Genomic DNA, 22,786 nt, shown 5'->3' with positions numbered 1-22,786 from the left:
CGTTGACGTCGGCGAGGTCATCGCTCGCGTTGGCGATGCAGGCGCCGCTCCGGCCGCCAACGAATCGGCTGAGGAAGAGGCCGAAGAGACATCTGCTGCAGTCGAGAAGGACGAGGAGCCAGTAAAGGCCAACGAGGAGACTGAGGAGAACTCCACTGACGTTGACGCTGGCGACGCCACCGACGTTGAGATGCCGGAGCTCGGCGAATCCGTCACCGAAGGCACCATCACCACCTGGCTGAAGAAGGTCGGCGACACCGTCGAGGTCGACGAGCCGTTGCTCGAGGTTTCCACCGACAAGGTCGACACCGAAATTCCGTCCCCGGTCGCAGGCACCCTGCTCGAGGTCCTCTACGACGAAGACGACACCGTTGACGTCGGCGAGGTCATCGCTCGCGTTGGCAGTGGCCAGCCAAAGAAGGCCGCACCAAAGAAGGAAGCTCCAAAGGCAGAGTCCAAGCCGGAGCCAAAGAAGGAAGAGCCGAAGAAGGAGGCTCCAAAGGCTGAGGCTCCGAAGGCTGAATCCAAGCCTTCCGCCAACAAGGACGTTCCTTACGTCACCCCGCTTGTTCGCAAGCTGGCTGACAAGCACGGCGTTGACCTGACTAAGGTCCAGGGCTCTGGGATTGGCGGCCGCATTCGTAAGCAGGATGTTCTGCGCGCTGCCGAGGGAGGCCAGGAGACTGCTGCTGAGTCCGGCTCCAACTGGTCCACCAAGGGCGTTCGCCCTGAGCTCGCTGAGCTGCGCGGCACCACCCAGCGTGTCAACCGCATCCGCGAGATTACCGCTGCCAAGACCCTCGAGTCTCTGCAGACTTCCGCACAGCTGACCCAGGTCCACGAGGCAGATATGACTGCCATCTGGGATCTGCGCGCTACTAAGAAGGCTGAGTTCGAGAAGAAGCACGGCGCGAAGCTGACCTTCCTGCCATTCTTTGCAAAGGCAATCGTTGAGGCTCTGGTCAGCCACCCGAACGTCAACGCTTCCTGGAACGAAGAGACCAAGGAGATTACCTACCACGAGCAGGTCAACCTGGGTATCGCTGTCGATACCGAACGTGGTTTGCTCTCCCCGGTCATCCACGACGCTCAGGATATGTCCCTGCCGGAGCTGGCTGCTGCTATCGCGGACATCGCAGACCGCGCTCGCAATAACAAGCTGACCCCGAAGGACCTGTCCGGCGGCACCTTCACCATTACCAACATTGGCTCCGAGGGCGCCTTGACCGACACCCCGATTCTGGTTCCGCCACAGGCTGCAATGGTCGGCACCGGCGCGATTAAGAAGCGCGCAGTAGTCGTCACCGAGAATGAGGCAGATGCCATTGGCATTCGTGCCATGGTCTTCCTGCCAATTACCTACGATCACCGCCTCATCGACGGCGCTGATGCAGGTCGCTTCATGACGACCGTTGTTGACCGCCTCGAGGTTGCTAACTTCGAATCGGATCTGCAGCTCTAAGCAGCCTACTCCCCTCCTGGGGTGGTAGCGCCGCGGAAATATCTAGCTGGCTTGCTAGCAGGAGGTTCCACCTCTTCCCTGCCCGCGTTAGTCGCACTTTGCGACTGACGCGGGTATTTCTTTTTCCGCATTCGTTCCGCAGTTGAACCTAATCAGCGATTCCTTCAAATGCGCAGCCACCCTCTTCTTGGCTAGTACTCAGATTTCGCGTAGCCACACATAGCTAACTCCATCGGCACAAAGAATTTACGCGCTGTTATTGCGCCATTAAGCCATTAGCGAACAACGGGAGGGTCTAGCCGAAAGCAAAGCCGCAAGTAGCAAATGTGCATACTTCTTGTACTGCCGAAATGCGAAAACGCCACACACCCACGCACTCAGTTTCGGCTATCGCTTCCAGCTACGCCAACGAGAGCCATAGATAGCGATAATTAAATTCATTATTTGTTAACCTAGTCGTCATCTAGTTAGCAATTAGCCTTTACCAATCTAAGAAATCATTAGACAGCAGGCTTCTTTGGCGTGCCTATTTTTGCTCTCTGTACGTAACTTAGAAAGGTGGAGCATGTCCTCGGCTCCAGCGAATACTAGTTCGTCGACCGGGACCACATCGTCTGAGCAATCGAGCTCCTCAGATAAGTGGTGGCATCTCTTCTTCGGCGGGCTTCTCGCAATCAACATCGTAATTTTTGCCTTCTGGGCTTATGACTTCGTCGGCCCGCAGGCAAATACGGCAATTCTTCTGATTACCATCGCGTTCGCCGTCTTCATGGCATTCAATATCGGCGGTAACGACGTTGCTAACTCCTTCGGTACTTCAGTCGGTGCCGGCACCCTGAGCATGAAGCAGGCGCTAGTTGTCGCTTCAGTCTTTGAGGTTTCGGGCGCCGTCCTCGCAGGTGGCGAGGTTACTGACACCGTCCGTTCCGGCATTGTGGACCTGAATGCGATCCACGGTTTGGACCCGATGGAGTTCGCCTTCATCATGATGTCCGCGCTTCTTGGCGCGGCAGTGTGGCTCCTCGTTGCCACCCGCATGGGTTGGCCAGTTTCCACTACCCACTCCATCGTCGGCGGTATCGTTGGTGCCGCACTGACGGTCGGTTTCATCACCGGCAAGGGTGGCTGGAGCATGGTCCAGTGGGATCAGATCGGCCAGATTGCAATTTCCTGGGTTCTCTCCCCGCTCCTTGGTGGTATGGTCGCGTTTCTCCTGTTCGGCGGCATTAAGAAGTCGATTCTCGTCTATAACGACAAGGCTTCTCAGCAGCTGCAGGCCATCCACCAGGAAAAGGCCGATCTTAAGGCTCAGCACCGTGAAGAGTTCGAAAAGCTGCCTGAGCACGAGCAGATCTCTTACACCAACGCGATGCTTCGCGACGCGACGACGATGCGCGACGCCGACTGGGAGCGGAATGACCTGGAGTCTGACTACTTCCGCAAGCTCGTTGACATCGAGTCCAAGGTTGATGACGTCCGCGCTCACCGCGCGCTAGAAGCCTGGGTTCCAGGCCTGGCCGCATTGGGCTCCGTCGTCATCTCCGCGATGATGCTGTTCAAGGGGCTCAAGAACCTGCACCTGGGCCTGTCCGGCCTGGACAATTTCCTGATTATGGGCATGATTGCCACCGCCGTGTGGCTCGCCGTTTACATCTTCGCCCGCACTTTGAAGCGCCAGGACCTCGACCGCTCGACCTTCCTGCTGTTCAGCTGGATGCAGGTCTTCACCGCTTCTGCGTTCGCTTTCTCCCACGGTTCGAACGACATCGCTAACGCACTTGGCCCGTTCGTGGCAATTCTGGATGTTCTCCGTACCAACGAAATTTCTTCTGAGTCTGGTGTTCCGCTGGCAGTCATGGCCACAATGGGTGTCGCTTTGATTTCCGGTCTGTGGTTCATCGGTCGCTACGTTATTCAGACTGTCGGTTCCGGCTTGACTAAGATGCACCCGGCGTCGGGCTTCGCCGCAGAGCTCTCTGCTGCTGTGGTCGTTATGATCGCTTCCCTGTTGGGTCTGCCGGTTTCTTCCACCCACATTCTGATTGGTGCTGTTCTCGGTGTCGGTATCGTTAACCGCGCCGCTAACTGGAACCTGATGAAGCCGATTGGTCTGGCCTGGGTTATCACTCTGCCGGCTGCTGCAGCTATCTCGGCAATTACCGTTTCCATCCTGCGCGTCGTCTTCGGCTAAACCCAACAAGAGCACGCCACTTTCGCCCCGGCGGTCACTTTCTAGTGACCACCGGGGTATTTTTGTGGCTGGTGCTATCCAAGTAACAAGAAAACTAAGGCCCACAGAAATTCGGCGTATCCTATAGGCCACCATGACTGCCCCAAGAAAACCTTTTACTCGCGCAGATAAATCCATTCGAGACTCTAGCTCCGACATCGAGATTCAGCACCTGGGTCTTGTCGACTACGAAGAGACCTGGCACCTACAGGCAGACCTTGCTGCCAAGCGTGCGAAAGACCTGATTCCAGATCAGATTCTCGTGCTCGAGCACCCGAGTCTTTACACAGCAGGAAAGCGCACCCAGCCCGAGGACCGCCCTACCAATGGGTTGTCGGTCGTCGATGTCGACCGCGGGGGCCGCATCACCTGGCACGGCCCGGGCCAGCTTGTGATGTATCCCATCATCAAGCTCGCTCAGCCGGTCGATGTGGTGGACTACGTCCGCAGACTGGAAGAAGCCCTCATTCAAACCGTTCGCCGGGCTGGCATCGCAGCTGCTGGCCGCATCGATGGCCGCTCGGGGGTATGGATTCCCGCATCAAACGGAATTAGCGACCGAAAGATTGCGGCACTGGGAATCCGCGTGACTCATGATGTGACCATGCACGGACTGAGTCTGAACTGCGACAACTCTATGGAGTTCTACAACTACATCATCCCGTGTGGCATCTCCGATGCTGGAGTGACCACCCTATCCCGGGAGCTTGACCGAGATGTTAGCGTGTCAGAGATGACAGAGTCGCTTCTGGCGGATTTACAAGATGCTTTGGAAGGCCGTCTGACCGTTGCCGACCATTCCTTTGGCTCCGCGCCCGACCCCACGAAGGGCCTGCCACACCGGGTGAAGCACAACTCCACTACCGGCATATTCGAGTACTCATCAACAAACAAGTAGGGTGAAACTGTGACTGTTAAGCCAGAAGGACGTAAGTTACTGCGCGTCGAGGCACGAAATGCCGAGACCCCTATCGAAAACAAGCCACGGTGGATCCGCAACCAGGTTCGCCCGGGCCCCAGCTATAAAGACATGAAGAGCCGTGTCTCGGGCGCCTCCCTGCACACAGTTTGTCAGGAGGCTGGCTGCCCAAACATTCACGAATGCTGGGAAGACCGCGAGGCCACCTTCCTTATCGGCGGCGACAAGTGCACCCGCCGCTGCGACTTCTGCCAGATTAACTCTGCCAAGCCGGATCCCTTGGACAAGGACGAGCCGCGCCGTGTCGCCGAGTCCGTCCGCGAGATGGATCTTCGCTACGCGACCATCACCGGTGTCGCCCGCGACGACCTGCCCGACGGCGCATCCTGGCTCTACGCAGAGACATGCCGACAGATTCACGAGCTCAACCCGAATACGGGGGTCGAGCTCCTGGTCGACGATTTCCGTGGCGACGAATCCGCCGCACAGCAGGTCTTCGATGCCAAGCCCGAGGTTTTCGCCCACAACTTGGAGACGGTGCCGCGCATCTTCAAGCGCATCCGTCCAGCATTCCGCTACGAGCGCTCCTTGGAACTCATCACTCGTGCTCGCGAAGCTGGGCTGGTTACCAAGTCCAACCTCATCCTGGGCATGGGCGAAACCTACGACGAAATCATCTCCGCTATGGAAGATTTGCACGGAGCCGGCTGCGACATCCTGACAATTACGCAGTACCTCCGGCCCACCCCGCTGCACCACCCAATTGACCGTTGGGTCAAGCCGGAAGAGTTCGTCAAACTCTCCAAGGCTGCCGAAGAGATGGGCTTCGCTGGCGTCATGTCAGGACCGCTAGTCCGTTCCTCTTACCGCGCTGGACGGCTCTACGCCCGCGCGCTGGCGCACCGCGGTCAGGAGCTGCCTGAGCATCTCTCCGCGCTTGCCGACGACGGCGGCAGCGACCTCGCCCTGCAGGAGGCCTCAACCCTACTCGACCGCTATGGCGCATCGGAAGATACGCCAGTCACTTCGGCTATTCCGGCTTCCTAGAGGCCTGACGGCCTCAGCGCCGTCGTAAAGCGAAACGGCGCTACGGCGCGGTCTATTGCCTAAAACTACATCGCATGCCCTAAAGTTGGTGATTATGGCGACCAATGATGCGAAAGAAATGAAGAAGGCGAACCGCGCCGCCAAGCGCGCTCAGCGTAAGCAGACCCGTAGCCAGATGTGGCAGGCGTTTAAGCTGCAGCGCTCGCGGGACAACAAGCTCGTGCCGTACATGGCACTGGGCTTCTTCGGTCCAATTATCCTTCTGTTATTGCTTGGCCTGCTCATTGGTGGAGTCTGGCCCTGGGTTCTGACGATTATTGGTATTTCGATCGGCTTTATGGTCGCGATGTACATCTTCTCCAAGCGTCTTGAGGCTTCCTTCTACACAGAGGCAGAAGGCCAGGCCGGTGCTGCGGCGTGGACGCTGGACAATATGCGTCAGGGCGTTGGCTATGTCTGGCACGTCAAGACCGGTGTTGTCGCTAATCAGCACATGGATGCTGTTCACCGTGTTATTGGTAACGCCGGTGTTGTGCTGGTCGGTGAAGGTGACCCGAACCGCGTCAAGCAGATGATTGCTCGTGAGAAGAAGTCGCTGGCACGCATTGCGGGCGAAGCTCCGATTTACGACATGATTGCTGGCAGCGACGAGGGGCAGGTCCCGCCAAAGAAGCTGCAGCGCGAACTCATGCGTCTGCCGCGCAACCTGAATAAGGATCAGGCCAATGCTTTGAATGAGCGCATCCAGTCGATGGACCGCATTCGCGATGCGCGCGCGAACATGCCCAAGGGGCCGATGCCGAAGGGAGCTAACCCACAGGCCGGCATGAACCGTCGTGCGCGCCGTGCCGCAAATCGCGGCAAGAAGCACTAGAGGCTTAGCTAGGTTTCACCAGAGCCAGTTGCTCGGGCAACCCGACGAGGGACAACCTAGGTTGAAGCAGAAAAAAGGGGCTTTCGGGCCCCTTTTTTTGTGCTCTAAAGCTTTAAAACGAAGTCCAAAACCACGACTTCAAACACAGTTATTGATGTCTTGTTGAAGTGATTACTCTCACTTATCACGCCGTCAGCAAAGGTTATATCCTTGCTGAAAACAATGCTTAATGAAGATTACTGCTAGTTGTGCCACCATGGGATATGTGCAACTCTTGGCTGAAAATGAACTCTTAGCGCTTCTAGTGATTTTGTTTCTTGGCCTGGCAATTGGCCAGATCAAGATCTTCGGCTTCAAGCTTGGCGTGGCTGCCGTCCTCTTCGTCGGCCTTATCCTCGCGACCATTGAGCCGGAAATTCAAATCTCCCCGCTGATTTACATCGTGGGCCTGGCATTATTCGTCTACACCATCGGGTTGGAGGCGGGCCCCGAATTCTTCAGCTCGTTACGCTCACGCGGTATCAAGCACAACTTATTCGGCATTGGTGTGCTCGCAGTTGTCACTATCGAGTCTTTCTTGCTAATCAAGTTTTTGCCTATCGACCCGGTGGAGGGCGCAGGTGCCTTCACAGGCGCCCTGACCAACACCCCGGCTATGGCAGCAATCGTCGATGCTCTTCCTAGCCTCATTTCGGATAAGGGCGAGCTGGCCGCTGCCCACGATATGCCGGTGATTGGTTACTCCCTGGCCTACCCAATCGGCGTGCTGGCAGTGATTGCCTCAATCGGTATTATGTCGAAGGTCTTCCGCGTCGATCACGACCAGGAAGCTATTGACGCAGGTGTCGCCGCGCTTCCGCTGCATACTCGGGACATCAAGGTCCTCAAGAACGACCTGCCGTCCATCACTGACCTTCCGTCGAAGTTCGGTTTGGACATCACGGTTTCACGCATCGAGTATAAGGGCCACCTCTACATTCCATCTCCGGGTGACACTGTCTCCGTCGGCGATATTATTTCCGTCGTCGGTACAGAGGAAGAAATTGCTCGTGCCGCCGAGTACATTGGCGAGCTTATGCCAGGTGATCCGACACACGACGGTCGCCTGGACTTCCGTCGCATCTTCGTCTCCGCATCTGACGTGGTGGGCGTACCCATTGCGGAGCTTCAGACTCGCATGGACGGCATGATCATTACGCGTATTCGCCGCGGCGACCACGACATCGTCGCGGAACCAAACATGCGCCTCGAGCTTGGCGACCGCGTCCGCGTGGTTGCACCACCAGAGAAAATCAAGGACGCAACAAAGTTCTTCGGCGACTCTTACAAGAAGCTTTCCGACGTCAACCTCTTGCCTCTCACCCTTGGGCTTACGCTGGGTGTATTGGTCGGTCTCATCAAGATTCCGCTTCCGGGCGGCAGCTCGCTAGCCTTGGGATCCGCTGGTGGTCCACTGGTTGTGGCGCTGATTCTAGGTGCTGTTGGTCGCACTGGCCCGTTGGTTTGGCCTATCCCCTACTCGGCCAACCTGGCGTTCCGCACCATGGGTCTGGCACTGTTCCTGGCTGGTATCGGCACTACTGCTGGTAAGGGATTCCAGGCTGCGTTGTCTGACCCGGCATCACTGACAGTTCTGGGCCTTGCCGCCATCATCGCCTTTAGCTCCGCACTGTTGACCCTCATTGTCGGTCACCGCGTGCTGAAGATTCCGTTCGGTCAAACTGCGGGTATCCTCTCGGGCTTGCAGACTCACCCGGCAGTGCTCTCATACGTCAACGACCAGGCCAAGAACGAGTTGCCGGCAATGGGATACACAACGGTGTATCCGATGGCCATGATCATGAAGATCATTCTCGCCCAAGTCCTGGTCGTGTTGGTGCTATAGCGCTAACCCAAACAGCGCTACCCCAAAATAACTGCCGTGCCAGTGGCGCGGTCGTGCATGCCGCGCATATCCGAGTCGGTGATTGCTGGCGGCAGTAGGAAAAGAGTAAGCAAGCTGCGGAAGAAGGCACGAACAAAGCCGACTCGCTCGCCGGGCTTGTCCACGCGAGCGACGCCCATCTTCATCATCCACTGCCCCGGAGTGCGGGCGAACAGCCAAACCGACACCGTGCCAATAATGAGGAAGACAACTGGCGTATAGGTCGCAAGGAATGACTGCCAGGCGATAAACGAATCTCCGAACTGGTCAATTTGCTCCTCGCTCGGGCCGAAGAACATCGAAAAAGCGCCGGCAATCATCAGGGAAATGATCCAGTCAATGAGAATGCCGCCGACGCGACGCATCAGCGTCGCTTGCGAGCCTGGGCCATCGGGGGCAAGACCCAACGCCTGGCCGGGATAGTCCGAGAGTTTGTCCGGATTATCGAACTCTCCCGGAATCTGAGGGCCATCTAGCCAACTGTGCTTTTCTTCCATGGATTCATAGTCTAATGCAGTAATCCGGCTATCAAATCACGGGCTGGGACAGCCACTCAGCCTACGCGGGGGTAATCCGGGGGCGATGTTGCGTCGCCTTTTCCATTTTCTTATCAGCATGGGAGCTAAAGGCTCGTCGTAAAGCATGTGTGACGCGAATGCGCAGGGTATTGCCGAGTTTCCACAAACAGATAACCCGCTCCCTATTTGCGTAACCCATTCCGTATTGGTGAATTCCTCACGCGCCATGTCAGAAATTCGTGGTTCTAATTCCAGAATGAATGCGTGGTTCGTTAAGCTTAAAGGCGTCAACCGGCCAGTCCTTGACAGCGCGGCAGGTGCACGAAACATCGTGCAAGAATTCCCTGCTGTGTACTAAACAAGGCCAACTAAGGAGACCGCACATGTCCTTCAAAACTCCCGAGGAAGTAGTCGCATATATCAAGGAAGAGGGCGTCGAGTTCGTAGACGTCCGCTTCACGGATGTTCCCGGCATCGAGCAGCACTTCACCATCCCGGCATCCGCATTTGACGAGGACGCGATGGCCGAAGGCCTGGCATTCGACGGTTCCTCGATTCGTGGTTTCACTTCCATCGACGAGTCCGACATGGCTCTGCTGCCCGACCTGAGCACGGCGCGCATTGACCCGTTCCGCAAGGCGAAGACCCTGAACGTCAAATTCTTCGTCCACGATCCGTTTACCCTCGAGCCGTTCTCCCGCGACCCGCGTAACGTCGCCAAGAAGGCGGAGGAATACCTCATCTCCACCGGCATCGCCGACACCTGCTTCTTCGGCGCCGAGGCGGAGTTTTACATCTTCGACAACGTCAAGTTCGAGACCGACACCAACCGCGGCTTCTACGAAGTTGATTCCATCGAAGGCTGGTGGAACCGCGGCAAGGACCAGAACCTGGACGGCTCTGCAAACCTGGGTTACAAGACTCGCCTGAAGGGCGGCTACTTCCCTACCGCTCCGTACGACCACTACCAGGACCTGCGCGACAAGATGTGCCTGAAGCTCGCTGATGCCGGCTTCGACCTGGAGCGCGCCCACCACGAGGTCGGCACTGGTGGCCAGCAGGAGATCAACTACAAGTTCAACACGATGTTGCACGCTGCAGACGACCTGCAGACCTTCAAGTACATCATCAAGAACACCGCCTGGGAAGAGGGCAAGTCCGTCACCTTTATGCCGAAGCCGCTGGCTGGCGACAACGGCTCGGGCATGCACGCTCACCAGTCGCTGTGGAAGGACGGCAAGCCGCTGTTCCACGATGAGGCCGGTTACGCAGGCCTGTCGGACATTGCTCGCTGGTACATCGGCGGCATCCTGCACCACGCAGGTGCGGTACTGGCCTTCACCAACCCGACCCTGAACTCCTACCACCGCCTGGTCAAGGGCTTCGAGGCTCCGATTAACCTGGTCTACTCGCAGCGCAATCGCTCTGCCGCTGTTCGCATTCCGATCACCGGCTCCAACCCGAAGGCAAAGCGCATCGAGTTCCGCGCCCCGGATCCGTCGGGCAACCCGTATCTTGGTTTCGCCGCCATGATGATGGCCGGACTGGACGGCGTGAAGAACCGCATCGAGCCGCACGCTCCGGTCGACAAGGACCTTTACGAGCTCCCGCCGGAGGAAGCCGCCGACATCCCGCAGGCTCCAACCTCTCTCGAGGCCGCGCTCGAGGCTCTGCGCAACGACCACGAGTTCCTGCTCGAGGGCGATGTCTTCACCGAGGACCTCATCCAGACCTACATCGACTACAAGTACGAAAACGAGATCGAGCCGGTTCGCCTTCGCCCGACTCCGCAGGAATACGAAATGTACTACGACTGCTAGAGTTTTCGCTTCACGACGACCACAGCGAGCAGCACCCATTGCTCCTCATGGCCGCCCAATGAGCTTGTTAGATGCCGCCTGACCACAGTTAATGTGGCCAGGCGGTTTTTCGTTGCGGCCATGCTGGCTGCGGGTGCCTGGGCCCGCATACGCGCGCATATGTGAGCACGAATTTGTGCGCGATTCCGGGCCACTTCCCTGAACAGGACCATATACCACCACAAAAGGGCCGCACCTCCTGCACGAGTAGAGTCGCGCACTCTCCTCCCCGGTCTTATCGATGCAATATTCACTTGTCGATGCGCTATAGCGTGGCCATATGTGAACAGCGTATCGACAAGTGACAGGGTGGGGAGAACACCGTGCGCATAAGAGCCGGACAGTTGTCGAGAAGTGACGAAAAATCGTCGACAAGTGAAGGAAAATCATCGATAGGTGCCAGAAAATTGGCCATAAGTGCGAGGGTGGCGCTAGGGAGAACGCGAGGGACGAATGCGGGGGCGGCTACCAAGGGTGGATTCGGTGGTCGCTTCAATGGCGCAGGCGTGAAGTAGTACGGCTCCAATGCCGATAACCGCCAGAAGGACCTGCCACGTTCGATCCACCTGTTCATTCTCAACGATGCAGTTACGGGTGCACCAAAGGCTGTCATGTCGGCAAACCTCCTTTCGGCATACCGCACTGGCGCTGTCCCGGGTGTCGGAGTCAAGCACCTGGCCGTCGAAGATGCCGAGGTCGTTGGCATCATTGGCCCGGGTGTTATGAGCCGCACCATTCTCGGCTCTGCTATGTCGCAGCGTCCGAGCATTAAGGAGGTCAAGGTCAAGGGCCGTTCCCAGGCTTCGACTCAGAAGGCTGTCGATTGGATCAAGAACGAGTTCCCGCAGCTTGAAGAGGTCCGTATCGTCGAGACCGAAGAAGAGGCCATCCGCGACTCCGACATCCTTATCGCCGGCACCTCGACTTCCTCCGATGGTCCGTCCGGTTTCCCGTACTTCAAGAAGGAGTGCTTGAAGCCCGGCGCGCTGCTGCTCATGCCGGCCGCTGCACGCCTCGACGACGACTTCGTGCGTTCCGACGACTGCAACCTCGTCGTTGACTACACCGGCCTGTACGAAGAGTGGTTCAACGAAAACGGCCCAGACGTGACCTATGAGCGCTTGCTCGGTATTCCGGGTAACCGCTGGTGGGACATGAAGGAAGAGGGCACTCTTCCCGCCGAGAAGCTTGTCAACATTGGCGATATCGCCTCCGGTAAGGCTCCGGGACGCCAGAACGACGAGGAAATCTTCTGCTACTCCATCGGAGGCATGCCAGTCGAGGACGTCGCCTGGGCCACCGATGTCTACGACAACGCCCTGACAAAGGGCATCGGCACCAAGCTGAACCTGTGGGATGTTCCACTGCTGAAGTAGCTGACGCGGACTGTGTGGGCTCGATTAACCATGAGGTCGAGCGCCACCTCAACGCTCCACCCCACGCACAAACAAGCCGCACAATTTCATAGTGACCAGCAAGTTCGACAAGACGACCAACAAGCTCAACAAGCTAGACGCGAAGTAGGCGAGTTTTACCAATGGGTAAGTTCAGACCCAGCAGTGACCAGACAACTCCGGAAGGGATCCAACGATTCATCCGGGACAATGACATTCGCTGGGTAGACGTCCAGTTCACCGACGTTCCCGGCATCGAACAGCACCTGACCGTTCCGGTATCCGAGTTTGATGAGGACTCAGCCTATGAGGGCCTCGCCTTCGACGGATCGTCCATTGCGGGTTACACCTCGGTGGATAACTCCGACATGATGCTGCTGCCCGACCTGGACACGGCTTTCATCGACCCGTTCCGCAAGTCGAAGACGCTGAACATGAAGTTCTTCGTCCACGACCCGCACACCCGCGAGCCGTTTAGCCGCGACCCGCGCAATATTGCCCGTAAGGCCGAGAACTACCTGAACGAACTGGGCTTCGCCGATACCTGTAATTTCGGCGCTGAGGCAGAGTTCTACATCTTCGACTCCGTCCGATACGACGCCACTTCGAACAAGTCATTCCACGAGGTGGACTCGGTTGAGGGCTGGTGGAACTCCGGTGTGAAGGTAAACCCGGACGGATCGCGCAACCTCGGCCACAAGGTACGCACCAAGGGTGGCTACTTCCCTACTGCTCCGTATGACCATATGCAGGATCTTCGTGACGAAATCGGTGAGCACCTGCAGGATGTTGGCTTCCATGTTGAGCGCTCTCACCACGAGATGGGCTCGGGTGGCCAGCAGGAGATTAACTACCGTTTCAATACTCTGCTGCACGCCGCCGATGACATGCAGACTTTCAAGTACGTGGTGAAGAACACCGCCAAGTTCAACCAGAAGTCCGCTACCTTCATGCCGAAGCCGTTGGCTGGCGATGGCGGCTCTGGTATGCACATCCACCAGTCGCTGTGGAAGGATGGTAAGCCGCTGTTCCACGATGAAAACGGTTACGGTGGCCTGTCGGACATGGCGCGCTACTACATTGGCGGCATCCTGAAGCACGCCGGCGCAGTCCTGGCTTTCACCAACCCGACGATGAACAGCTACCACCGTCTGGTTCCGGGATTCGAGGCCCCCGTCAACTTGGTCTACAGCCAGGAGAACCGCTCGGCTGCCATCCGCATCCCGATTACCGGCGCAAACCCGAAGGCCAAGCGCATCGAGTTCCGCGCTCCGGACCCGTCGGGCAACCCGTACTTGGCTTTCACCGCCGTAATGATGGCTGGTCTCGACGGCATCAAGAACCGCATCGAGCCGGGCAAGCCGATTGACAAGGACCTCTACGAGCTGCCGCCAGAGACACTCAAGGATGTTCCCACCGTCCCGCATTCGCTGGAGGGTGCCCTCAACGCACTGGAGGAGGACCACGAGTTCCTGCTCGCCGGTGACGTCTTCACAAAGGACCTCATCGACGCGCACATCCGCTACAAGTTCGAGCACGAGATTATGCCGGCACGTCTGCGCCCGACAACGCAGGAGTTCGAGCTCTACTACGACTGCTAGCACTCGCCCAGTAAAACTCGCTTGACGACGCCCACACCGCTACCCCACCTAACCGTCTTGGGGTAGCGGTGTTTTTAGCTGGGGCATGCTGTTTTAGTCGGAACATTTAGTGAACATTTAGTAGAGCTAGCACCACTGCGAACTAAACGGATTAGGGCTACCCTTGATAAGTATGAACAACAAGTCACTGACCCGTTCCACCAATAACAAAATGGTTGCCGGTGTGCTCGGTGGGTTCGCTGAGTATTTCAACTGGGATGCGACTTTGCTGCGCGTTATATTTGTCGCGTCTTTCCTGATGCCGGGCCCGCAGTTTCTTCTCTACATTGCAGCATGGATTATCATGCCGAAGGAAACTTACGTATAAGCGCAATCAACCGGAAATACCTAAATATCCATACCTCGGAGTATTTATCTAATGAGCGACGCCGCTCCCGAAAGATCCACCAAGAAAATTTACCGCTCGCGTAATGACCGCCTCCTCGGTGGCGTCCTCGCAGGAATTGCGGAAAGCCAAGGTTGGGATATCACTTTCACGCGAATGGTCTATATCATCCTCCCCTGCGTTGGATCGATGCTTGGCTGGAAGATTGGCGCTGGATTCCTAGCTCTTTACCTTTTGGCATGGTTCGTCCTGCCAGATGGCAAGTACACGCTTGACGACGATGCCCGCGGCTCCAACCCCACGGGGAAAGAAAATAAGCAATAAACATCAAGCTTAATAAGATTGATACCTTTCCGTTACTCGCAACGCCCTCACCAGCACTATTCCAATTTCGCAATCACGTAAATTCGGTAACAAATAGTGCATAAAGTACACAGATTCACGCAGTTTGACTTGCACAAGCCTCAGAATTACCTAGTGTTCTTTCTGTAGGGCTTTGAAGCCACACCATCTTCCAATGCCTGATATTCGAAAGAATTGTCGTTTTCTCTTTGAATTTAATATCGGGCAAATAGTGGAACATGCCAATAATTGAATAGGTAACTTAGTTAGCTCTCAAGAAAGTGGTTTGAAATGCAGAACAAGAAGATGACCCGTATCGCTACCGCAATCGTCGGCTCCGCCGCTCTTCTCGGCGGCCTGGCTGCATGTTCTTCCGATGATGCACAGGATGCTGCTAACAACGCCAAGGATCAGGCTGGCCAGGTAGCAACCGACGCCACTGATAAGGCTGGCGACGCTATGGACGGCGCTAAGGACAAGGCCGGCGACGCTGCTGACGGCGCTAAGGACAAGGCTAACGAGGCTATGAACGGTCTGGGTCTGGGCGACGCTGCTGGCGAGGATGTGGCAGAATCTGACCTGCCTGAGTCCATCACCGAGGCAGCTTCTTCCTTCACCTCCCCGTACGGTACTGAAGCTGGCGAGTTCAAGTCCGCTAAGAAGGCCGGCGACGCAGTTGCCGCTGAATACGAGAATGTCACCTTCGTTGAGTCCCCGGAGACCAACGGTGCACAGCCACTGATTGGTAAGATTCGCGAGACTTGGGTCTCCAACGGTGCACTGGAAAACGAGATTGGTCTGCCGACCGCTCCGGAGTCCGAGATTGAAAACGGCTGGGAGCAGCCGTTCACTAAGGACACCATGAAGTGGACCTCTGAGGACGGCCAGAACTACTCCGACTCTTACGAGAACAAGTAGTTCTACACGAACCGAAAGATTTTGAGCGTGCCGGGTGGCACGCTCATTTTCTTTCCCTAGCTAGTCACATTCCCCACTCACCTAGTTTCCCCCTCGCCTAGTCAAAAACGCCAGATGCACCGCGCCGATGTGCGCCAACAATGTTGATATCGACAATCCCCACGGCAGCCATTGATGCAAAGACCGTGGTGGGGCCTACGAACTTAAAACCGGCATTCTTCAATGCCTTGGCAAGCGCCTTGGACTCCTCGGAGAAGCTGGGAACCTCTTCGATTGAACGTGGCTCCGGAGACTTCTCCGGTTTAAACGACCACATCAGCTCGGCTAAGCCGCCGTGCTCACGCAGAGCAATAGTCGCCTCGGCGTTATTGATTACTGCGGTTATCTTCCTGCGATTCCGAATGATCCGTTCATCATTCATCAATCTTTCGACATCTTCGTCATCGAAATCAGCAACCGCATCGGGGTCAAAGTTCGCAAAGGCTTGCTGAAACGCGGGCCGCTTCTTCAGAACTGTCTCCCACGACAGTCCTGCCTGAAATACTTCCAGGCTGAGCCGTTCGAATAGTCCTTGCTCATCACGCACCGGCATCCCCCACTCGGTATCGTACTATTCTCTCAGCAGCTCGCTGTGAGCCGCCCACGCCGGTCGAGCCAATTCATCCTCACCGATGATGAGCCCATTGTTTTCCGTGTAGTCCGATCCAATTTTCATCAGTCTTTCCAATCCCCCAATTCCGGTTTGATTTAACTGCGCGTCGCAGCTGTTAATCCTCGTGGTTCTGTTGACGCCCAACCAGAGCGCCAAACACCAGATCGAGTGTCGGTGTTTCCACTGACACCTTCTGCCCCATCCTGCGGATTGCGCCAATCTGGGCATCGAGCTCATTGGCAAGCCCCGCGGTGTAGTCACGCTGCATCGACGAGGTGTTGTCGTACCCCTGAGCATCAGTAAAGGCCAAGGTCCGCGACACGATGTCCTCTGGCAGCGCGACACCGCAGGCTCTACCAACTGCTTCAGTTTCTTCAAACATCCGCGTCAAGCTGTCGCGCATTTCCGAACGCAAGTAACCAATCGGACTATCAGCCAGGGCACCTAGTGCACCGAGGTTAGCCACGAACATCGCCTTTGCCCAGATATCGCCCCAGATATCCGGGAGCTGTTCGCCACCGAGCCCAGCCGTGTGCAATGCCTCGATAACTTCCCCGACCAGGTCATTAGTGGAGCCATCGAATGTGCCGATGCTCAGGCTCATCGGTCCTGGGCGGAAGGTGACTTCCGCAGGGCCAGTGTGAATAAAGAAACCGCGGATAACACCCGGGAACACCTTGTCCTCACCGAACCGCCCCGCTGCCAAATAAGGGATTTCCACCGAGTTATGGGTGGTCACTACCGCAGCTCCAGCCGGAACTTGTGGGAAAGGATCATTGCCCGGCAGCGCCTTGGTTGCCGCAATCACAACATCGACGCCGATGCCATCGGCAGTGAGTTCGTCCCAGTTGTCGGCTGCCTTAACGGGGATAGTGCTGCGTTCCCCGTGCTCGTCGATAAGCGTGAGCCCCGCCTCACGAATACGTGTCAGGGTCTTACCGCGGGCGAGAAAGACAACATCATAGCCCGCTTGCACGAGGCGACCGCCAAACCAGCCGCCCACTGCTCCTACACCTAAAACTCCAATCCTCATAGCTGCCACCTTACGACTTCCGTGTTGACCGCGAAGGAAGTTGCATGCGGTTGTCCACAGGAAATCCGGGCTGTCTCCAAATGTAAAATTTGGGCTTGAATTACTACCTTGCCAAAACTATGTAAAACGGAGTAGGGTCGAAATCAATAGATATCAACCCAGGGTTGTTACTCTTTTGAGGCAAGACCTGAGGCCCACAGTTTGTGGTGTCTCGGGTCTTTTTTGCGTTTAACGGCCCTGTTTACCGCGAAGGAAGGTCACGATGGGGTCGTCAAAAGATTCCAGCGCGAGGGCAATAGTTGAAAACCTCGGTGGACCCGGAAACATCACAAGCATGACGCACTGTGCGACGCGTCTGCGTTTTGAACTCGGTGATGTCTCCAAGATCAACGAGGACAAGATTGACAACGTGCCGGGCGTACTCGGCGTCGTTCACCAGGGCGACAATCGCTACCAGGTCATCTGTGGCGGTGGCGTCGAATCGATGTACACGGCAATTAAGCACCTACCGGAAATGAAGGGCGCCGGCGCGGTCGCCACTAAATCCGACGCAGATGTAAAGGCAGAGGCCCGTTCAAAGGCACGCGGCAAGTACGCGTGGCTGGACAACTTCTTCGAGTATCTCTCCGATTCCTTCCGCCCGATTCTGGGCGTGCTTCTGGGAGCCTCGCTAATCATCGCGATTGCGGCTGTACTCGACGCATTCGGAGTCGTTGATTTCCGCGCCGATGATAAGTCCGCTACTTGGATCTTTGTTGATGCCATGTGGCGCAGTGTCTTCTACTTCCTGCCAATCATGGTCGCCTACAATGCGGCGAAGAAACTACGGGTGGATCCATGGCTAGGTGCAGCCATTATGGCTGCACTGATGACGCCGGAGTTTATGAGCCTGAGCGATACTGAGCGCTTCCCCGACACTGTCCGGGAAGTCAACGAATCGCTGGGCACTGAGGCTTTCACCGCCAACATTTTTGGTCTGCCGATGCAGCTCAACGACTATGGTGGACAGGTCTTCGTACCGCTGATTATGGTCGCGATCCTGGCTGTGGTTTACCACAACTTGAAGAAGGTCTTCCCGGAAAACGTCCAGATGGTCTTCGTACCGTTTATCTCCATGCTGATCATGATTCCGCTGACCGCCTTCCTCATTGGCCCATTGGGCATCTGGCTGGGTAACGGTATCGGCGCAGGACTGGCATGGATGAACTCGCACGCACCGTTCGTGTTCGCAATTCTGATCCCGATGCTCTACCCGTTCCTGGTGCCGCTGGGCCTGCACTGGCCGCTGAATGCGCTGATGCTGGTCAATATCCAGACGCTCGGCTACGACTTCATCCAAGGCCCAATGGGCACCTGGAACTTCGCCTGCTTCGGCGCAACCGCCGGTGTGCTGGTTCTTTCCATGCGCGACCGCGACACTCAGATGCGCCAGACGGCAACCGGTGCACTCGCCGCTGGTCTCTTCGGTGGTATCTCCGAGCCGTCCCTCTACGGTATTCACCTACGCTTCAAGCGGATCTACCCGCGCATGCTGCTCGGCTGTTTCGCCGGTGGTCTGACCATCGCCATTCTTTCCGCTCCGTACGAGGGCGTCCAGACCAACGCGTTCGTCTTCACCTCGCTGCTGACCACCGTCGTGTTCAAGCCGATGTGGGTCTACGCCATCTCCATCGCCGTGGCATTCTTCGTCGCCATGTTCGCAATCATCCTCACCGACTACCGCACACCAGAGCAGAAGGCAGAGGCCGAGGCCGCACGCGCTGCAGAGCTTGACGACGAGCCCCGCGACGACACCCCACACGCTGCCTCCAGTGGCTCCGATTCCACTCCGGCGGAGGCTTCCGGTGACCCTGGTACCAACACCGAGGCTGTCGCACCGGCTGCCGCAGCAGCTGGCGTCGGTGGTGCCGCAACGGCCGTTGCTACCAAGCCTGTACAAGTACAGGCCCCAGTTGCCGGTGAGGTTGTCAACCTTGCCGATGCCGGCGACGCGGTCTTTGCCTCCGGTGCTCTCGGTGACGGTGTCGGAATCAAGCCGACCAGTTCCACCGTGGTCGCCCCCGTATCGGGCACGTTGATGACCGTGGCCAAGACCGGTCACGCCTTCGGCATTAAGACCGATGACGGTGTGGAGGTACTCGTCCACGTCGGTATTGACACGGTCAAGATGGCCGGTGAGGGCTTCGATGTCCAGGTTTCCAAGAAGCAGCACGTCCAGGCCGGCGATGTTCTTGCCGAAGTCGATTTCGACAAGGTCAAGGAAGCTGGTTACCCAACCACGACACTGATGACCATCACCAATACCAAGAAGCTGACCAAGGTTTCCCCGGTCGCCGGCATCTCCGTCCACGCCGGCGACACGGTCATCGAAGTTCAGCCATAATTGATTTCTAGAAGGCATACCGGCCTGAAATCCCTCAACTTATGGAGGAGTTCACGGTTACCGACATGGAAATCTTAAGAGTATTCAATAACAACGTGGTCCTGGCCAAGGACGCGGCCGGCGAGAAAATCATCACCGGCCGCGGCATTGGCTTCAAGGCCCGCCCGGGGCAGTCGGTTGATTCGAGCAAAGTTGTTCGAATCTTTGTCCCAGCGGAAGGCCGCGATCCGGACCATATTGCCACGATGCTCACAGAGATTCCGTTGGCCCACGTCACTCTTGTGACCGATGCGGTAACCGCGGCCGGTCTGCCGGAATCAATGACAAAGAACGCTTCCCTTCTTGTGGCGTTGGCCGATCACATTGGTTTCGCCATCATGAGGGCAGCTAACGGGCAGCGAGCTGATTACCCGCTGCTCGCGGAAGTCAGCCAACTTTATAGTGAAGAGTACGCGCAGGCGCAGGCCATTTTGTCGCATATCAATCGCGCTCTCAATGACCGTCGTATAGCGCCATTGCCCCGCTCAGAATCGGTGGCAATTACGTTACACCTGGTCAATGCTGGTTTTTCTACAGGCGATTTGAGCTTCACCTACACCATGACGGGCGTGCTGCAGCAGCTGCTCACAATCATTGAAAGTGATTTTGACATCACGCTGGAGCCAGAGACTGTCAATGTGGGACGCTTCATCACGCACCTGCGCTACCTGTTCGTCCGGATTGCCAAGCATGAGCAGTTGAAAGACCACTCCTCCGCTATTGGCCAGGCCATCCGTGACTCTTCCCCAGAGGCATATCGTTGCGCACAGCGCATATCCGCAGTCATTGAACTGCGTCTGGGGTCGGGGCTAACGGAAGACGAAATTTCCTACCTCACCCTGCACATTGCACGCATTGTGCAGGCAGCGGCTGTATCTCCCACCGCCTCCGGGGTTTCCCGGAGCATGCGCGACGTTGATGCTAAGCAAGCACCAGCGGGCGGCGCACCCGCGGTGGGGTGTACAGGCCCTGTGCCTGAGTCAGAGAATTCCACACACTCGACCCGAAAGGATTCAACCATGATTACTCGTACCGCTACCATCGGTTCCTCCGTAGGCCTGCACGCTCGCCCGGCTTCCCTGTTCACTCAGGCTGCTGCTGAGTACGACTACGACATTGTCATTTCCCTCGATGACGAAGAGGCCGATGCCGCTTCGATCCTGGAGGTCATGACCCTCGGCGCTAAGCACGGTGATGAAGTCACGCTGAGCTGTGAGGACGACTCCGCAGCTGCAGCTCTGGACGAGCTCGCTGCCATGCTCGAGCGCGACCTGGATGCCGAGTAAGCCCAGCTACAACACTCCTGGATAACACCACGGCACACCACGACCGACGGGTCTCCCCGCAGAGGTCCCGAAAAGGAGATCGGAAGCAATGAACGAGCAGCACACTGTCATCTATGGCATCGGTGTCTCGACCGGTACGGCCAGCGCTGAAGTAGTAAAGGTACTCCCCGCTCCGGGAGTTGATACCCAAGAGCCGTCGTCGACCGACCCTGTCGCCGATGGTGAGCGCGTCCGCGCAGCGATGGCCAACGTCGCAGAGTCGCTGAAGAAGCAGGCTGAGCATTCCAGCCCGCAGGCGCGTCCGATTCTGGAGGCCACTGCGCAACTGGCTTCCGATAGGGCACTCGCCAAGGCTGTGGTAAAGAAACTCAAGGCGGGCTCCGGCGTCACCCAGGCAGTTCACGATGCCGTTGAAGACTACGCGCAGCTCCTCTCAAGCCTCGGCGGCTACATGGCTGAACGTGTCACCGACCTCTACGATGTTCGCGACCGCACAATTTGCGAGCTGCGTGGCCTGCCAAAGCCGGGCGTCCCGGATGTCTCCACCCCCACTATTCTGCTTGCCGACGATCTCGCGCCCGCCGAAACCGTGGGGCTTGATCCCGAGTTGGTCGTAGGCATCGCCACCGCTGGTGGCGGGCCGACCAGCCACACGGCTATCCTCGCAGCTCAGCTGGGCATTCCGGCCGTCGTTAAGGCGAAGGGCGTCATGGAACTTGAGGCCGGTACCTTTGTCGCCATTGACGGTGGTGCCGGTGCGGTGATTGCGAATCCGACCGCCGATGAGGTCGCCGAGTTGGAAGAGCGCGCTCGTCGCCGGGAAGCCGCCCTGGCGCAGTCTGTGGGCGCAGGCAAAACCGCTGATGGTTACCCTGTGAATCTGCTGGCCAACATTGGTACGGCGGAAGATGGTGAGTCTGCAGCAGCGCAGGATAATGAGGGCACCGGCCTGTTCCGTACTGAGTTCCTTTTCCTCGACCGCGACAAGGCTCCGAGTTTGGAAGAACAAACGGAAACCTACACTCGTGTGCTGAAGGCATTCGGTGAGCGACGCGTGGTTGTGCGCACACTGGATGCGGGTGCGGATAAGCCGCTGAGCTTTGCCGACCTAGGCGAGGAAGAAAACCCGGCGCTGGGTCGCCGCGGACTGCGCCTGTCGCAGGCTCGGGAAGATTTGCTGGATACGCAGCTGGATGCACTCGCCGCTGCGTTTGATGCCACCGGCCGTAAGGCTGACCTGCGGGTTATGGCTCCGATGATAGCAACGGTCGAAGAAACAAAGTGGTTTGCGGACAGGGCGCGTGAGCGTGGCCTGCCGAAGGTCGGCATCATGATTGAGGTCCCCGCAGCAGCAATTCGCGCGAAGCAGCTGCTGTCCATTGTGGACTTTGCCTCCATTGGTACTAACGACTTGTCGCAGTACACTATGGCGGCCGACCGCATGCAGGGGGCTCTGGCGGATCTGCTTTCCCCGTGGCAACCAGCGGTACTGCAAATGATTAAGTCCGCATGCAAGGGCGGCAATGCTACCGGCAAGCCCATTAGTGTCTGCGGTGAAGCCGGCGGTGACCCGCTGCTGGCACTGGTCCTGGTGGGTCTCGGCGTGAGCTCGCTGTCCATGGCTTCCAAGAAGGTACCGGCCGTCCGCGCCGCTCTCCGCCTCCACGACCGCGCTACCTGCCAGCAGATGGCAGCGTACGCTGTCGATGCCGAGACTGCGGCCGATGCGAAGGCCGCAGTGACCGCGCTGGTGGATCCGAAGGTGAAGGATCTGCTGTAGAGCGACGGAATTATTATTGAGCCTGGCGCACACACGGTCAGCGTAAAAGTGTGTGCCAGGCTCTTTCTTTATTGGCGCATCGAACGATCACGAGCAGCGAACTTTCTGGGCTCTTCCGGTTTCGGAGTGCGTAGCGGGGT

General features: G+C 57.4%; 16 protein-coding genes and 3 pseudogenes. 16 read left to right on the top strand and 3 right to left on the bottom strand.

The genetic code is table 11. The features are described from left to right. The 6 genes from sucB to HMPREF2614_RS06540 all read left to right on the top strand — a co-directional run. Window positions 1-1,462: 2-oxoglutarate dehydrogenase, E2 component, dihydrolipoamide succinyltransferase (sucB, locus tag HMPREF2614_RS06565; RefSeq protein ID WP_246815685.1), on the top strand; the 1,462-nt coding region annotated here is incomplete at its 5' end. A 565-nt stretch (window positions 1,463-2,027) separates the two neighbouring features. Continuing rightward, complete coding sequence (locus tag HMPREF2614_RS06560) at window positions 2,028-3,653, top strand: inorganic phosphate transporter (protein ID WP_049181585.1); 1,626 nt, start codon at window positions 2,028-2,030, stop codon at window positions 3,651-3,653. A 133-nt stretch (window positions 3,654-3,786) separates the two neighbouring features. Further along, the gene (gene lipB / locus HMPREF2614_RS06555) at window positions 3,787-4,590 is read left to right on the top strand and encodes a lipoyl(octanoyl) transferase LipB (RefSeq protein WP_038625892.1); all 804 of its coding nucleotides are present in this window, start codon (window positions 3,787-3,789) and stop codon (window positions 4,588-4,590) included. A 9-nt stretch (window positions 4,591-4,599) separates the two neighbouring features. Further along, the gene (gene lipA, locus HMPREF2614_RS06550; protein WP_038625894.1) at window positions 4,600-5,658 is read left to right on the top strand and encodes a lipoyl synthase; all 1,059 of its coding nucleotides are present in this window, start codon (window positions 4,600-4,602) and stop codon (window positions 5,656-5,658) included. Between the two features lie 94 nt (window positions 5,659-5,752). Further along, window positions 5,753-6,532 (top strand): DUF4191 domain-containing protein, encoded by a 780-nt coding sequence (locus HMPREF2614_RS06545; protein WP_005511046.1) that lies wholly within the window; start codon window positions 5,753-5,755, stop codon window positions 6,530-6,532. A gap of 265 nt (window positions 6,533-6,797) precedes the next feature. Continuing rightward, window positions 6,798-8,417 (top strand): aspartate:alanine exchanger family transporter, encoded by a 1,620-nt coding sequence (locus HMPREF2614_RS06540; protein ID WP_187402496.1) that lies wholly within the window; start codon window positions 6,798-6,800, stop codon window positions 8,415-8,417. A gap of 17 nt (window positions 8,418-8,434) precedes the next feature. Here HMPREF2614_RS06540 and HMPREF2614_RS06535 read toward each other — a convergent pair whose 3' ends face one another. Then, window positions 8,435-8,953 (bottom strand): RDD family protein, encoded by a 519-nt coding sequence (locus HMPREF2614_RS06535; protein ID WP_038625896.1) that lies wholly within the window; start codon window positions 8,951-8,953, stop codon window positions 8,435-8,437. Between the two features lie 404 nt (window positions 8,954-9,357). Here HMPREF2614_RS06535 and glnA (HMPREF2614_RS06530) point away from each other — a divergent pair, with 404 nt between their 5' ends. From glnA (HMPREF2614_RS06530) to HMPREF2614_RS06500, 6 genes and pseudogenes are all read left to right on the top strand, one after another. After that, window positions 9,358-10,794, top strand: a complete 1,437-nt coding sequence (gene glnA / locus HMPREF2614_RS06530) for a type I glutamate--ammonia ligase (RefSeq protein ID WP_038625898.1) — start codon at window positions 9,358-9,360, stop codon at window positions 10,792-10,794. Window positions 10,795-11,315: 521 nt separating this feature from the next. Continuing rightward, window positions 11,316-12,209: pseudogene (locus HMPREF2614_RS06520) on the top strand (tyramine oxidase subunit B); the annotation flags it as partial. A gap of 161 nt (window positions 12,210-12,370) precedes the next feature. Further along, window positions 12,371-13,828, top strand: a complete 1,458-nt coding sequence (glnA, locus tag HMPREF2614_RS06515) for a type I glutamate--ammonia ligase (protein WP_038625910.1) — start codon at window positions 12,371-12,373, stop codon at window positions 13,826-13,828. A gap of 172 nt (window positions 13,829-14,000) precedes the next feature. Continuing rightward, window positions 14,001-14,195 carry a PspC domain-containing protein gene (locus HMPREF2614_RS06510; protein ID WP_038625912.1) on the top strand — a complete coding sequence of 65 codons (195 nt, stop codon included), beginning with the start codon at window positions 14,001-14,003 and terminating at the stop codon, window positions 14,193-14,195. Window positions 14,196-14,246: 51 nt separating this feature from the next. Beyond that, a complete protein-coding gene (locus HMPREF2614_RS06505; RefSeq protein ID WP_038625915.1) occupies window positions 14,247-14,537 on the top strand; it encodes a PspC domain-containing protein in 291 nt (96 codons plus the stop codon). A gap of 309 nt (window positions 14,538-14,846) precedes the next feature. Beyond that, window positions 14,847-15,473 carry a hypothetical protein gene (locus HMPREF2614_RS06500; protein WP_038625917.1) on the top strand — a complete coding sequence of 209 codons (627 nt, stop codon included), beginning with the start codon at window positions 14,847-14,849 and terminating at the stop codon, window positions 15,471-15,473. A gap of 97 nt (window positions 15,474-15,570) precedes the next feature. Here the strand turns inward: HMPREF2614_RS06500 and HMPREF2614_RS06495 are convergent. Further along, a pseudogene (locus HMPREF2614_RS06495) lies at window positions 15,571-16,188 on the bottom strand (DNA-3-methyladenine glycosylase I). Between the two features lie 52 nt (window positions 16,189-16,240). Beyond that, window positions 16,241-17,158, bottom strand: a complete 918-nt coding sequence (locus HMPREF2614_RS06490; protein ID WP_038625922.1) for a 2-dehydropantoate 2-reductase — start codon at window positions 17,156-17,158, stop codon at window positions 16,241-16,243. A 262-nt stretch (window positions 17,159-17,420) separates the two neighbouring features. Here HMPREF2614_RS06490 and HMPREF2614_RS06485 point away from each other — a divergent pair, with 262 nt between their 5' ends. The 4 genes and pseudogenes from HMPREF2614_RS06485 (at window position 17,421) to ptsP (ending at window position 22,646) form a co-directional block, all read left to right on the top strand. Next, window positions 17,421-19,541: a glucose PTS transporter subunit IIA gene (locus tag HMPREF2614_RS06485; RefSeq protein WP_038625924.1), complete on the top strand. Its 2,121-nt coding sequence runs from the start codon at window positions 17,421-17,423 to the stop codon at window positions 19,539-19,541. A 41-nt stretch (window positions 19,542-19,582) separates the two neighbouring features. Further along, window positions 19,583-20,422, top strand: a pseudogene (locus HMPREF2614_RS11300) (PRD domain-containing protein); the annotation flags it as partial. A gap of 177 nt (window positions 20,423-20,599) precedes the next feature. After that, window positions 20,600-20,866 (top strand): HPr family phosphocarrier protein, encoded by a 267-nt coding sequence (locus HMPREF2614_RS11295; protein ID WP_224433282.1) that lies wholly within the window; start codon window positions 20,600-20,602, stop codon window positions 20,864-20,866. 88 nt (window positions 20,867-20,954) lie between these two features. Further along, the gene (gene ptsP, locus HMPREF2614_RS06475; RefSeq protein ID WP_070560589.1) at window positions 20,955-22,646 is read left to right on the top strand and encodes a phosphoenolpyruvate--protein phosphotransferase; all 1,692 of its coding nucleotides are present in this window, start codon (window positions 20,955-20,957) and stop codon (window positions 22,644-22,646) included. Window positions 22,647-22,786: the final 140 nt, after the last annotated feature.

This window comes from Corynebacterium sp. HMSC074C11 (assembly GCF_001809455.1).
Classification (GTDB): domain Bacteria; phylum Actinomycetota; class Actinomycetes; order Mycobacteriales; family Mycobacteriaceae; genus Corynebacterium; species Corynebacterium amycolatum.
This window is presented reverse-complemented; position numbering and strand designations above follow the sequence as displayed.